Annotated in this window: 12 protein-coding genes; 7 read left to right on the top strand and 5 right to left on the bottom strand. The window is 74.6% G+C overall.

Translation table 11 applies throughout. The annotated features are described in order from the left end of the window. Window positions 1–137 precede the first annotated feature (137 nt). Complete coding sequence (gene pgm / locus ACZ7LK_RS13055; protein WP_471140294.1) at window positions 138–1,778, bottom strand: phosphoglucomutase (alpha-D-glucose-1,6-bisphosphate-dependent); 1,641 nt, start codon at window positions 1,776–1,778, stop codon at window positions 138–140. A gap of 159 nt (window positions 1,779–1,937) precedes the next feature. On the opposite strand from pgm, the gene ACZ7LK_RS13050 reads away from it, so the two are divergent. Continuing rightward, complete coding sequence (locus tag ACZ7LK_RS13050; RefSeq protein WP_392272811.1) at window positions 1,938–2,372, top strand: DoxX family protein; 435 nt, start codon at window positions 1,938–1,940, stop codon at window positions 2,370–2,372. On the opposite strand, the gene ACZ7LK_RS13045 is transcribed toward ACZ7LK_RS13050, so the two are convergent. Next, window positions 2,369–3,256 (bottom strand): oxygenase MpaB family protein, encoded by an 888-nt coding sequence (locus ACZ7LK_RS13045; RefSeq protein WP_469463466.1) that lies wholly within the window; start codon window positions 3,254–3,256, stop codon window positions 2,369–2,371. The two genes, ACZ7LK_RS13050 and ACZ7LK_RS13045, sit on opposite strands and share 4 nt — an antisense overlap. A 154-nt stretch (window positions 3,257–3,410) precedes the next feature. After that, window positions 3,411–3,806 (bottom strand): DUF5997 family protein, encoded by a 396-nt coding sequence (locus tag ACZ7LK_RS13040; RefSeq protein WP_392272812.1) that lies wholly within the window; start codon window positions 3,804–3,806, stop codon window positions 3,411–3,413. Between the two features lie 57 nt (window positions 3,807–3,863). Between ACZ7LK_RS13040 and ACZ7LK_RS13035 the strand changes: the two genes are divergently transcribed. The 4 genes from ACZ7LK_RS13035 to ACZ7LK_RS13020 all read left to right on the top strand — a co-directional run bounded on the left by ACZ7LK_RS13035 (window position 3,864) and on the right by ACZ7LK_RS13020 (window position 7,874). Beyond that, window positions 3,864–4,625, top strand: coding sequence for a LysR family substrate-binding domain-containing protein (locus ACZ7LK_RS13035; RefSeq protein ID WP_471140290.1), 762 nt, complete (start codon window positions 3,864–3,866; stop codon window positions 4,623–4,625). A 185-nt stretch (window positions 4,626–4,810) separates the two neighbouring features. Further along, the gene (locus tag ACZ7LK_RS13030) at window positions 4,811–5,584 is read left to right on the top strand and encodes a maleylpyruvate isomerase N-terminal domain-containing protein (protein WP_471140288.1); all 774 of its coding nucleotides are present in this window, start codon (window positions 4,811–4,813) and stop codon (window positions 5,582–5,584) included. Window positions 5,585–5,744: 160 nt separating this feature from the next. After that, the gene (locus ACZ7LK_RS13025; RefSeq protein WP_392272815.1) at window positions 5,745–6,953 is read left to right on the top strand and encodes an RNA ligase; all 1,209 of its coding nucleotides are present in this window, start codon (window positions 5,745–5,747) and stop codon (window positions 6,951–6,953) included. A 3-nt stretch (window positions 6,954–6,956) separates the two neighbouring features. Beyond that, entirely contained in the window at window positions 6,957–7,874 is a 918-nt protein-coding gene (locus ACZ7LK_RS13020; protein ID WP_392272816.1) for a phosphatase domain-containing protein, read from the top strand. 111 nt (window positions 7,875–7,985) lie between these two features. Here ACZ7LK_RS13020 and ACZ7LK_RS13015 read toward each other — a convergent pair whose 3' ends face one another. Together ACZ7LK_RS13015 and ACZ7LK_RS13010 are read right to left on the bottom strand one after the other, a co-directional pair. Then, window positions 7,986–8,372 carry a transglycosylase family protein gene (locus tag ACZ7LK_RS13015; RefSeq protein WP_392272817.1) on the bottom strand — a complete coding sequence of 129 codons (387 nt, stop codon included), beginning with the start codon at window positions 8,370–8,372 and terminating at the stop codon, window positions 7,986–7,988. Window positions 8,373–8,446: 74 nt separating this feature from the next. Then, window positions 8,447–9,301, bottom strand: coding sequence for an alpha/beta fold hydrolase (locus ACZ7LK_RS13010; RefSeq protein ID WP_471140284.1), 855 nt, complete (start codon window positions 9,299–9,301; stop codon window positions 8,447–8,449). Window positions 9,302–9,382: 81 nt separating this feature from the next. Between ACZ7LK_RS13010 and ACZ7LK_RS13005 the strand changes: the two genes are divergently transcribed. Then, window positions 9,383–10,606, top strand: a complete 1,224-nt coding sequence (locus ACZ7LK_RS13005) for an MFS transporter (RefSeq protein ID WP_471140281.1) — start codon at window positions 9,383–9,385, stop codon at window positions 10,604–10,606. A 75-nt stretch (window positions 10,607–10,681) separates the two neighbouring features. Next, window positions 10,682–12,811 (top strand): SpoIIE family protein phosphatase, encoded by a 2,130-nt coding sequence (locus ACZ7LK_RS13000; protein ID WP_392272820.1) that lies wholly within the window; start codon window positions 10,682–10,684, stop codon window positions 12,809–12,811.

The following is a 12,811-nucleotide window of genomic DNA, read 5'->3' as shown; positions in this document are numbered from 1 at the left end:
CGTGTCAGGGGCACCGATCGGGCCGCTTCGGGGCGTTCGGGACGCTTGCGGCCGGTGGGCCGGTGGGCCGGTGGGCCGGTGGGCACCACCGGCCGAAAGCGGGACCATCCGGCCGAAACGCCGCGGGGGAAAAGGTTTCAGCCGCTCAGAGCCGCCGACACCACCGACCGGGCCTCCTCCTGCACCCGGGCCAGGTGGTCCGGGCCGAGGAAGGACTCGGCGTACACCTTGTAGACGTCCTCGGTGCCCGAAGGCCGCGCGGCGAACCAGGCGTTGTCGGTCGTGACCTTGATGCCCCCGATGGCCGCCCCGTTGCCCGGCGCCTCCGAGAGCACGGAGGTGACCGGCTCCCCGGCGAGCGTGCCGGCCGTCACCTGCGCGGGCGACAGACGCCCGAGGACGGCCTTCTCCTCCCGGGTCGCGGGCGCGTCGACCCGCGCGTACGCCGGTTCGCCGAACCGCGCGGTGAGCGACGCGTAGTGCTCGCTGGGCGTCCGCCCCGTGGCGGCGAGGATCTCCGACGCCAGCAGCGCCAGCACGATCCCGTCCTTGTCCGTGGTCCACACCGATCCGTCCCGGCGCAGGAAGGAGGCGCCGGCGGACTCCTCACCGCCGAAGCCGAGCGTCCCGGTGGCCAGCCCGTCCACGAACCACTTGAAACCGACCGGCACTTCGACCAGCGGCCGCCCCAGGTCCGCGGCGACCCGGTCGATCATCCCGGACGACACCAGCGTCTTGCCCACCCCCGCCCCCGCCGGCCACCGCTCCCGGTGGCGGAACAGATGGCCGATGGCCACCGCCAGGTAGTGGTTCGGGTTCATCAGCCCGCCGTCCGGCGTGACGATGCCGTGCCGGTCGGCGTCCGCGTCATTGCCCGTGGCGATCCCGAACCGGTCCCGCCGCTCGATCAGCGACGCCATCGCATACGGCGACGAGCAGTCCATCCGGATCTTCCCGTCCCAGTCCAGCGTCATGAAACGCCAGGTCGGGTCGGTGACCGGATTCACGACGGTCAGGTCCAGCCGGTGCTCCTCCGCGATCCGGCCCCAGTACGCCACGGACGCCCCGCCCAGCGGGTCGGCCCCGATCCGGATCCCCGCGGCGCGCACCGCGTCCAGGTCGAGCACGGACGGCAGGTCCCGCACGTACGAACCGAGGAAGTCGTACCGTCCCGTGGTCCCGGCCGCCAGCGCCCGCGCGTACGTCAGCCGCCGCACGTCCTTCAGGCCGCCCGTCAGGATCTCGTTGGCCCGGTCCTGGATCCAGCCGGTCGCCTCGGACCCGGCCGGGCCGCCGTTCGGCGGGTTGTACTTGAACCCGCCGTCCGAGGGCGGGTTGTGCGAGGGCGTCACCACCACGCCGTCGGCCAGGCCCGAGGCCCGGCCCCGGTTGTGGGTGAGGATGGCGTGCGACACCGCCGGGGTCGGCGTCCAGCCGTCGGCCGCGTCGATCAGGACGGTCACGCCGTTCGCCGCGAACACCTCCAGGGCGGTCACCCGGGCCGGCTCCGACAGCGCGTGGGTGTCCGCGCCCAGGAACAGCGGCCCGTCGATCCCCCGCCCCGACCGGTACTCGCAGATCGCCTGGCTCGTCGCCGCGATGTGGTCCTCGTTGAACGCCCCGTTCAGCGAGGACCCGCGGTGCCCGGACGTCCCGAAGGCGACCCGCTGGGCCGGTTCCGCCGGATCGGGGTGCAGGGCGTAGTACGCGGTCACCAGCCGGGCCACATCGATGAGGTCCTCCGGCCGCGCCGGCCGCCCCGCGCGCTCGTTCGGCATCCGTCCACTCCTCCATGTCCGTCAGGAATCCCCTGCGTGCGATCCGTACACGAGCGATGATCGCCCGCCGACCGCGTTCCGTGCGAACGCCCCTCCGCGGGTCCCCGCGAGCGCGTTCCCGTGGGGCATGCCCCGTGCGGTCGCGGGCACCCGCATCGCATGGCGATTTTCCGAAAGTTGGCACGTCCGCTGCTGGCCTCCACCTTCATCTCCGGGGGACTGCGCACCTGGCGCGACCCCGGCGCCGTGGCCCCGGTGGCCGAACCGGTGACCCGGCCCGTCAGCGAGCGGATCCCGGCCGTCCCCGACGACCCCACGACGCTGGTACGGCTCAACAGCGCCGTCCAGATCGGCGCCGGCGTGCTGTTCGCCACCGGCAGGCTCCCGCGCCTGTCCGCGCTCGCCCTGGCCGGCTCCCTGGTGCCCACGACGCTCGCCGGACACGCCTACTGGACGGTGCGGGACCCGGAGGAGCGCGCCCGCCGGCGCGTCCACTTCTACAAGAACCTGTCCATGCTGGGCGGCCTGCTGATCGCGGCCGCCGACACGCACGGCAAGCCGTCCCTGGCGTACCGCCTGGAGAACGTCCGCTAACGGCCCGCCCCGGCCGCCCCGGCGCCCGGTGGGGGAGCGCCCGGCCGGGGAGCGCTCATCGCCCAGCGGATCGTCCTGGTCAGCGCGTGTCCGGACGCCCGGACGACGGTCCCCTCGACGCCCGGGAGGCGCGGCAGCCCCAGCGGCGCCCGCGCCCAGGGCGGCAGGGCGGCCACCGCGTTCGCCCCGAGGACGGCGTACGGGCCCCGGGCGATCCGGGGCAGCGGCGGGTGGAGCAGGATGAACCGGGCGGCCTCCCGCGCCTCGCGCGTGGCGCGCAGTTCCGGGCGGTACGCCGCCAGCCGCTCGGCCAGCCCCGCCAGGTCCCGCGGCGGGTCCACCACCCCGAGAGCGCTCGCCACGCGCGCGGTGTCGGCGACGTACGCGTCGCAGCCCGCCGCGTCCAGCGGACGTGCCCCGTAGCGCTGGTGGGCGGTGAGGAAGCTGTCCACCTCGGCCACGTGCACCCAGCCCAGCAGGTGCGGGTCGGCCGCGTGGTACGCCTCCCCGGCCGCGGTGGTCCCCCGCACCCGCTCGTGCACCGCCCGCACCCGGTCGACCGCCCGCTGCGCGTCCTCCGCCGTCCCGTACGTCGTCACCGCGAGGAACCTGCTGGTGCGCTGGAGGCGGCCCCACGGGTCGCCCCGGTAGCCGGAGTGGGCCGCCACGGCCGCCATCGCCAGCGGGTGCAGCGACTGGAGCAGCAGCGCCCGCAGGCCACCGATGAACATGGACGCGTCGCCGTGGACGACGCGGATGGGCCGGTCGGGAGCGAACCAGCGGGGCCCCGGCGTGCCGTGGATGCGGGCGCGGTCGACCGGGCCGGTGGGCCCGGCGACCCGGGCGAACAGATCACGGCCGAGACGTTCCCGGAGGGTGTCCATGCGGCAAGTATCCGCCCGCCGCCCGGCGCTCCGGGAGCCCCGTGCAGGACCCCGCTGCCGGTGCGGCGGAGCGGGCGGCGCCATGACGTACGACGGCGGCCGCACCGGGAGGATGCGGCCGCCGTCGTACGTCACCGGGGGTGACGGGGTGGTGTCAGTCGCGCGGCTTCTCGGCGCGCTCGGCCTGCATCTCCTTGATCCGGACCGCTTCCTTGCGGACCTCCGCCTGGACCGCGCGCTCCCGCACCAGCCACTCGGGGGCCTCCGCCTTCAGCGCCTCGATCTGCTCCGTGGTCAGCGGCTCCGTGACACCGCCTCGCGCGAGACCGGAGATGGAGACGCCCAGCTTGGCCGCGACCACCGGCCGGGGGTGCGGGCCGGTACGGCGCAGCTCCCGCAGCCACTCGGGCGGATCGGCCTGGAGCGCGGCGAGTTCGGCGCGGGAGACGACACCCTCCTGGAACTCGGTGGGGGTGGCCTCGAGGTACACACCCAGCTTCTTCGCCGCCGTGGCGGGCTTCATCGTCTGGGTGGTCTGGTGCGACTTCATGCGTCAAGGGTATCGAGCGCGTGCACGACCTCCGACCACGGCGGGTAACCTGGCGGGGTGACAGGCTCGGATGTATCCCCTTCGTTCCGGCTCGCCTACGTCCCGGGTGTGACGCCGACCAAGTGGGTGCGGATCTGGAACGAGCGGCTGCCCGACGTCCCGCTGACCCTCGTCCCGGTGTCCGCCGCCGAGGCGCCCGCGGCGCTGCGCGCCGGCGACGCCGACGCGGGTCTCGTACGGCTGCCCGTCGACGGGACGGACCTCAGTGCCATCCCCCTGTACACCGAGACGACGGTCGTCGTCGTCCCCAAGGACCACCTGGTGGCCGCGGTGGAGGAGGTGTCCGCCGGTGACCTGGCCGACGACGTGGTCCTGCACCCGCTCGACGACACCCTCGGCTGGGACGACCCGCCGGGGGTGCCCGCGAAGGAGCGTCCCGCCACGACGGCGGACGCCGTCGAACTGGTGGCGGCGGGCATCGGGCTGCTCGTGGTGCCCCAGTCGCTCGCGCGCCTGCACCACCGCAAGGACCTCACCTACCGGACGGTGACGGACGTCCCGCAGTCGCGCGTGGCGCTGTCGTGGCCGGAGGGGGAGACCACCGACCTGGTGGAGCACTTCATCGGGATCGTCCGGGGCCGGACCGTCAACAGCACCCGCGGCCCCAGGACCCCGGACGTGCCGAAATCCGAGCGCCCCGAGAAGAAGAAGGGCGCCGCCCCGCGCAAGGCCGCCGGCAAGCCGGCCGGCAGGACCGCCCGTGGCGGCTCCGCCGCGTCCAGGGGCGCCAAGCGCGGCAAGCCCCGCCGCCGGTCCTAGGGAGTGTCCGGAAAGTATCGGCGTCCGCCCGGAGGGCGGGCCAGGCGAGACTTTGCGGACACGACCCAGTGCTCTCGTGCTCAGGAGGCCGACCGACCCGGAGGGCCTGGCGCCGCCGGGCCGCACCCTGCGCAGGCCGACAAATTCGCTACCCGGCGGCCGGAGCGCCGTGATACACAGCCGAGGTGCACAACACTGTGGAGTTCCCCGAGGTCCTGCGGCTGATCGAAGACCGCTCGGCCGCGTTTCGCGCCGCGATGGCGTCCGCCCCCGACCTCGACGTCCAGGTCCCGAGCTGCCCGGACTGGACGCTGCGCGAACTGGCGCAGCATCTCGGCGACGGCCGCCGCCGCCAGGCCGCCGTCGTCGCGGCGGGCCCGGGCGCCGAGCCCCCGGCGAGGACGGACCCGAAGGGCGCACCGACCGCGCCCCGCGACCGCGAATCCCTGGACGCCTGGCTCGCCGAGTCGACCGAGCTCATGCTCGACGCGATGCGCGAGGCCGGCCCGGACCGAGGCTGCTGGACCTGGTGGGGCCGCTCGCAGGCCCCGGAGACCAGCGGGGCCGTGGCCCGGCACCAGATCCAGGAGATCGCCGTCCACACCTACGACGCCCAGCTCACCCAGGGGGCCCCGCAGCCGCTGCCGACCGACGTCGCGGTCGAGGGCGTCGACGAGTTCCTGACGACCGTCTCGGCGACCTCCGTCCCCTGGCCGTTCACGCCGGCGACCATCGACCTGCACGCGACCGAGGGCCGCTCCTGGCGCCTGACCCTCGACGCCGACGGCGTCCGCTGCGACGAGCTCGCCGCCGACGCGGAGCCGGGCGACATGGCGATGCGAGGCGCGGCGAGCGACCTGGTCCTCTACTTCTACGAGCGCCTCCCGCTCGACGGCCTGGAGACCACCGGCGACACCGAGCCGATGGAGCGGCTCGCGGACTGGGACCCGAACGCGTAACACGCGCACGTGTGACGCGTCCGTCGGCTGTGCGCGCGCTGCCGCGGGCGGCGCACCCGAGACGCCCGCTGTCCCCGTACCGGCACCGGTCATGGGGTTATTCACTGTCGTACGGACCCTCCCGAAGGCGAGAATGCGACATCTCGAACGGGAGGAATCCATGGGCCGGGCACACCTGACTCTTCATGAGCTGCTGCCGCCGCGCGAACTGGCGGCCGCGCTCGACGCCGGGCACGTCGTCCGCAAGACGCACCCCGAACTGCCGCTGTCGCTCTACACGTACAGCAGGGCGTGCCAGTACGAGCGGATCTGGAACAGCGTCACCATGCGCTGCCGCGGGCTGGTGGCCGACGACGTCACCGGTGAGGTCGTCGCGCTGCCGCTGCCGAAGTTCTTCAACGTCGGGGAGCACGAGGCAGGTCAGCCCTACGCCCCCGCGCTGCCGGACGAACCGTTCGAGGTGTACGACAAGGTCGACGGCAGCCTCGCCGTGGTCTTCCACTACGCCGGCCGGTGGCGGGTCGCCTCCAAGGGGTCGTTCACCAGCACCCAGGCCACCTGGGCACAGCGGCGGCTGGACCGCGCCGACACCTCGGAGCTCACCCCGGGCGTGACCTACCTCGCCGAGGTCCTCTACCCAGAGAACCGCATCGTCGTGGACTACGGCGACCGCCGTGACCTGGTGCTGCTCGCCGCGATCGGCGAGGACGGCACGGAGATACCCCTGGCCGACGCCGCACCCGCCTGGCGGCCGGTCGGCTCCGTCGTCACGGTCCGCCCGCCGATGCCGCTGGCCGAGCTGCTGGCGCTCACCGAGTCGAGCACCCTGCCCGACGGCCGCCCCTCCACCGGCACCGACGCGGAGGGCTTCGTCCTGCGCTTCGCGTCCGGCGTCCGGGCGAAGGCCAAGCTGTCGGAGTACGTACGCCTCCACAAGGTGCTGACCGGTGTCACCGAACGGGACGTCTGGCGCGGCCACGGCATTCAGCGCTTCGCCGGTCTGCCGGCCCAGCGGGTGGCGCAGGCGCTGGGCTGCTCGGCGTCGGACGTCACCGCGTCGGACGGGCGGCCGCTGGACGCCCTGCTGGAGCAGGTGCCGGACGAGTTCGACGCCTGGGTGCGCGAGGTGATCGCGCGGATCGAGAAGGACGTGGCGGACCGCGAGCGGGCCGTCGACGACGCCTACCGGTCCCTCGCCCCGCTCGCCGGTGACCGGGCCGCCTTCGCGCGCGCCGTGCGGGCCCTGCCGGACCCGGCCGTGCGCCCCGCCATGTTCCTGCGTCTGGACGGACGTCCGACGGAGCTGGTGACCTACCGTTCCGTGCGTCCCCGGGCGGCGGACCCCTTCAAGAACGACGAGGAGAACTGACCGGTGCCCGTAGTACACGTCATGACGGGGCTGCCCGCGTCGGGGAAGACCACCGAGGCACGCCGGCTCCAGGCGGAGGCCGCGGGCCGGCTGCGCCGGGTCAACCTGGACGACCTGCGCGGGATGCTCGACCTCCCGTCACCCGGCGGCGAACGGTCCTCCTACGCCCATGAGCAGACGGTCCTGGCGATCCAGGACGCGGCGGTCCGGGCGGCCGTCGACGACGGCTTCGACGTCGTCGTGGACAACACCCATCTGACGCCCCACATACCCAAGCGGCTGAAGGCGGCCGTCGGCGGGCAGGCGACCTTCGTGGTGCACGACTTCACGCACGTGCCGCTGGAGGAATGCGTCCGGCGCGACGGCGAGCGGGAGCGCCCGGTCGGCGAGGAGATCATCCGCATCCTGGCCGACAAGCACGCCAAGGCCCGCCAGGGCGGCTGGCGGCTCACCGGCGCGTGGCTGAACGACCAGCCACCGGTGGAGCCGTACGTCGCCGACCCGTCGCTGCCCCCGGCGGTGCTGTGCGACATCGACGGCACGCTCGCGCTGCGCGGGGACCGCGGCCCGTACGACTTCACCCGCTGCGGCGAGGACCTGCTCAACGTCCCGGTGCGGCAGGCCCTGCGCTCCTTCCGGCGCGCCGACGGCGATGTCGTCGTTCTGCTGTCCGGGCGGGGCGAGGAGCACCGCGGGACGACGGAGGAGTGGCTGCGGCGGCACGAGGTGCCGTACGACGAGCTGTGGATGCGGGCGGCCGGGGACGGCCGGCGTGACGACGTGGTGAAGGCCGAGCTGTTCGACCGGCACGTACGCCACCGCTTCGCCGTACGGGTGTCGCTGGACGACCGCGACCGCGTCGTCGCCGTGTGGCGCCGCATGGGCCTGCCGACGTGGCAGGTCAACTACGGCAACTTCTGACCGGAGACCGGAGACCGGAGACCGGAGACCGGAGACCGGAGACCGGAGACCGGAGACCGGAGACCGGGGACCGGCGCGTGCGCCGTGAGCGCCGCGCCCGCCGGCGCCCCGTCAGCGCCGGGCGCACGCCCAGGCGCCCATGCCCTGCATGGCGGCCAGCCGCCGGGCGGTGGCGATCTGCTCGCGCTTGGTGGCCAGATCGGCCCGGGGCGCGTACTTCAGGCCTCCGGCGGCCACCCAGCTCGACTGCTTGAACTGGAGGCCGCCGTAGTGCCCGTTGCCCGTGTTGGCCCGCCAGTTGCCGCTGGACTCGCACTGGGCGATGGCGTCCCAGTCCACGCGTCCGCCGGTGCGGTCGGCGGCGATCCACGGGGCGTGGGCGGCCTGGGCGGCGGTGGGGGCGACGAGCACCAGGGCGGCGGCCGACGCGCACAGCGCCGCCGCGGCCAGCCCCCCGACGGTGTTCCTGCCGCCGGTACGGGCGTGCTGACCGTGCATCGGGTTCCTCCGGATCGGTGGCGCCGGGTCCGGGCGAGGGACCGGCAAGGTGACTACGACCGTAGGCGGACGAGTCACGGGTGGCACGCGGGGTTGCGCCCATCGGGTCCCGGGTGTTCCGGCCGGGGGAGGGAGAGGTACCGCGCGACGCGCCGGCCCCAGGTGCGGACGTCGGACGGGGTGCGGGACACGTGCAGGTCCGCGTGGAGCAGCCGCGCCAGCGCCCCGGCGGTGGAGAGCGGATGGCCGGGGTCGCCCGCCCAGGCGAGAACCAGGGCGGGCACGTCCAGCGCGGCGAGTTCCTCCGGGGGCGGCAGGTCGGACATTGCCAGGCCCCGCAGCACGGACGGCAGCAGCCGCTCGGCGGGCGTCGGCGGTACGTCTGGGACGCCGGCCGCCACCGCGGGGCGGGGCGCGCCGGCGCGGGCGGCGCGCCAGGCGGCCGCGCCCTCGCGTGCGACGGTGCGGGCGGCCTCGCGGTTGCGGCGGGCGTACTCCTCGCGCGTCGCCCAGGCGGTGGGCGGGACGAGGAGGACCAGCCGGGAGAACCGGCGCGGCGCCCGGACGGCCGCGTGCAGTACCGTCCCGCACCCCATGGACGCGCCCATGGCGTCGACCGGCCCGGTGGCCCCGAGGTGGTCGAGCAGGGCCAGCAGGTCGTCGGCGAGACGGGGATAGGTGTAGTCGGCGTCCACCGGCTCGCCCGTGGACCGGCCGTGCCCGCGGGCGTCGTACCGGACCAGGCGCCGTCCCACGGCCACCACCGGAGCCCAGTCGAACAGGCCCATGGCGTCCTCGGCGGCCCGGCCGGCGAAGCCGCCGTGCGCGTACACCGCGAGGGGACCCCGGCCGGTGTCCTCGTACGCCAGTTCTGCGCCGCGGTGCCGGAAGGCGCCTCCCCGGGCCGTGTGTCGTCCCTGCTCTCCCACTGCCGGCCTCCGAGCCCAAAACGGCGTTCCCCGCGTGCGGGTTTTCGAGAATGATCGGATTTCTTCCCTAGTGTGATCGTCATGACCCGTCCATCCCCCGCGTCCCGGCGTACCCGCCCCGACCGCGACAGGCGCCCCGGCTACCGGGCGGCGGCCGCCGTCTTCGCCATCGGCATGGCCGGCACGACGCTCCCCACCCCGCTGTACGGGCTGTACCGCGAGGAACTCGGCTTCTCCGAATTGATGGTGACGGTCGTCTTCGCCAGCTACGCCGTCGGTGTGATCCTCACCCTGCTGCTGGTCGGGAACCACTCCGACCGGGCGGGACGGCGCCCGGTCCTGCTGTGCGCGCTGGGCCTGGCCGCCGCGAGCGCCGTGTGCTTCCTCCTGGAGGGCGGCCTGCCCGCCCTCTTCGCCGGCCGGGTCCTGTCCGGCTTCTCGGCCGGGCTGCTGAGCGGGGCGGGCACCGTCACCGTGCTGGAACTCGCACCGCCCGAACACCGGTCCCGGGCGGGCTTCGCCGCGACGGCCGCCAACATGGGCGGCCTGGGCTGCGGACCCCTGCTGTCCGGCTTCCTGGCGGAGTACGCGCCGCTCCCGCTGTCCCTGCCGTTCCTCGCCCACCTCGGGCTCGTCGCCGTCGCCTGCGTCATCGTCCTGCTGCTGCCCGAGGCCGTCCCCGACGCCCGGCCACGGGCGCGGCCGAAGCCGCAGGGCCTCTACGTGCCGCCGGAGGTCCGCGGCGTCTTCGCGCCCTCCTCCCTCGCCGCCTTCGCCGGGTTCTCCCTCCTCGGCCTGTTCACCGCCGTGGCACCGAGCTTCGTCTCCCGGACCCTCGGCATCGACAACCTGGCGGTCACCGGACTCGTCGTCTTCTCCGTCTTCCTCTCCTCGACCGCCGGCCAGTCGCTCACCGGCCGGGTGGCCGCCCGGTCCGCCCTGCCGCTCGGCTGCCTGGTCCTGGTGGCCGGACTCCTCCTCGTGGGCGCGTCCCTCTGGGTGAAGGCCCTGCCGCTGATGGTGGCCGGCGCGGTCTGCGGCGGGCTCGGCCAGGGCCTCGCCTTCCGCGCCGCCCTCACCGCGGTCGGCGACGCGGCGCCCCCCGCGCACCGGGCGGCCACCATCTCCTCGTTCTTCGTCGTCGCCTACACCGGCATCTCCCTGCCGGTCGTCGGCGTGGGCGCGCTGACGATGTGGCTGGGCCTGCAACGCGCCGGACTGACCTTCACGGCGTGCGTCACCCTGCTCGTCGCGGCCACCGCCCTGTACCTGGTGCGGCACCCCGCCCCGACGCGCGGCCACTGACACCTCGGATAGGATGATTTTTCAGTATTCGGCGCCCATGAGGCGGCGTCATGCCCCGGTGGTGAGGTCATCGCGTTGGACACGCCCGAGTCGACCAGTGGTGCACCGGACCAGCCCCTGACCGCGGTGGGGTACGCGGGAGTGCTCGGGGACCTGCTGCCGATCGCGCTCTGGCGCACCGACGCGGACAGCCGCATCGTCGAGTGGTCCCTCGCCGCCCAGGACCTGCTGGGCCACCTCCCGGAGGAGGCCCTCGGCCGGCACGCCGAGCCGCTCCTGGTCCCCGAGGCCAACTGGGAACTGGCCGGGCAACTGGCCGACCGGGTTCTGGCGGGCGAGGCCGTCGTCGCCACCCTCCCGGTGCGGCACCGCGACGGACACTTCGTCCAGATGGAGATGTGGCTCTGCCCGGCCCCCGACCGGCGCGGCGGGACCGGCACCCTGGCCATCGCCATGGAGACCTCCGCGGTCAGGCGGATGCGCGACTCCCTCGCCGCCCTTGAAGGGCTGTTCACCCAGTCGCCCATCGGCCTCGCCCTCCTCGGACCCGACCTGCGGTTCCTGCGGGTCAACGAGGCGCTGGCCCGGATGAACGGCGTCCCCGCCGCCGACCACCTCGGCAAACGCCTCACCGAGGTCGCGCCCGGCATCAACGCGGGCACCCTGGAGACGGTCATGCGGCGGGTACTGAAGAGCGGCGAGGCGGTGGTCGACGTCCGCCGCACCGGCCGCACCCCCGCCGACCCCGGCCGCGACCGCACCTGGTCCTGCTCCTACGCGCCCCTCCGCGACACCGCCGGCCGGAGCCTCGGCGTCGTCGCCTCGCTCATCGACATCACCGACGGGCAGCAGGCCCAGCTCGAGGCCGAACGGGCCCGCCGGCGCTTCGCCCTGCTGGCCGAGGCGGGCACCCGCATCGGCACCACGCTGGACCTGCGGCGCACCGCCGGGGAAGTGGCGGACCTGCTCGTGCCCCGGCTGGCCGACTCCGCCGACGTCCACCTGCGGGAGGCACTCCTCGACCCCGACGAGGCCGCCGCGTCCACCCAGGGGGTGATGCGGCGCGTCGCCATGTCCTTCACCGACCCGGACGCCCCCGCCGAGGAGCTGGCGGCCGGGCTGACCTACCGGATCCCCAGCGGATCGGTGTACGAGCGGGTCATCGCCGAGGGCGTGCCCATGAACCTCTACCGCACCGACGTCCCCGCCCTGATCAGCGACCCCCTCGCCGGGGAACTGCGCACCTACCTCAGCACCCGGCTCGGCGCCGCCCGGCTGGTCCCCCTGGTCGCCCGCGGCAAGGTGCTCGGCGCGGTCGTGGTGACCCGCACCCTCAGCCGCGAACCCTTCGACGAGCAGGACCGCGTCCTCATCGACGACCTGGTCGCCCGGGCGGCGCTGAACATCGACAACGCGCTCATGTACACCGGCCAGCGGGAAGCCGCCCTCACCCTCCAGCGCAGTCTCAGCAGCAACGCCCTGCCGGACGTGCCCGGACTGGAACTCACCGGCCGCTACCTCCCCACCAGCGACCACCAGGTCGGCGGCGACTGGTTCGACGCCATCGCCCTCCCGCGCGGCCGCACCGGCCTGGTCATCGGGGACGTCATGGGCCACGGGATCCACGCCGCCGCCGTCATGGGACAGCTCCGCACGGCGGTCCGCACCCTGGCTCGGCACGACGTCCCGCCGACCCGGATGCTCCTCTCCCTGGACGCCGCCGTCGCCGACCTGGGCGAGAACGAGATGGCGACCTGCGTCTACGCCATCCACGACCCGGTCGCCGGGGAGTGCCTGATCGCCCGGGCCGGCCACCCCCCGCCCGCCGTCGCCGACCCCCGGGGAGTGATCGCCTTCCTCGACGGACCCCCCGGAACGCCCCTGGGCACCGGAGTACGGGACTTCCGCACGGAGCGCGTGCCCCTGGCGCCCGGCGGGCTGCTGGTGCTCTACACCGACGGCCTCATCGAGGCCCGCGACCGCGACCTCGACCAGGGCATGGCCCAGCTCGCCCGGGCCCTCCACCACCTCGACCGCCCCCTCGACGAGATCTGCGACCACGTCCTCGGCAGGCTGCTGCCCGCCGCCGCGCAGGACGACGTGGCCGTGCTCCTCGCCCGGGCGCTGCGCCCCACGGGTACACCGGTGGGCCGCGCCGACCGCCATCACCTGCCCGTACCCACACGTAAGGTGCGAGAGTGGTGA

The organism is Streptomyces sp. NPDC039423 (assembly GCF_055598725.1).
Note: the sequence above shows the minus strand (reverse complement) of the source record. Positions and strands in the feature narration are given on the sequence as shown.

Coding starts and splice junctions, on each gene's coding strand:
- ACZ7LK_RS13025 (WP_392272815.1), top strand. CDS start 5,745: ATGGGCCGGGCACACCTGACTCTTCATGAGCTGCTGCCGCCGCGCGAA.
- ACZ7LK_RS13005 (WP_471140281.1), top strand. CDS start 9,383: ATGACCCGTCCATCCCCCGCGTCCCGGCGTACCCGCCCCGACCGCGAC.
- ACZ7LK_RS13040 (WP_392272812.1), bottom strand. CDS start 3,806: ATGAAGTCGCACCAGACCACCCAGACGATGAAGCCCGCCACGGCGGCG.
- pgm (WP_471140294.1), bottom strand. CDS start 1,778: ATGCCGAACGAGCGCGCGGGGCGGCCGGCGCGGCCGGAGGACCTCATC.
- ACZ7LK_RS13050 (WP_392272811.1), top strand. CDS start 1,938: ATGGCGATTTTCCGAAAGTTGGCACGTCCGCTGCTGGCCTCCACCTTC.
- ACZ7LK_RS13045 (WP_469463466.1), bottom strand. CDS start 3,256: ATGGACACCCTCCGGGAACGTCTCGGCCGTGATCTGTTCGCCCGGGTC.
- ACZ7LK_RS13015 (WP_392272817.1), bottom strand. CDS start 8,372: ATGCACGGTCAGCACGCCCGTACCGGCGGCAGGAACACCGTCGGGGGG.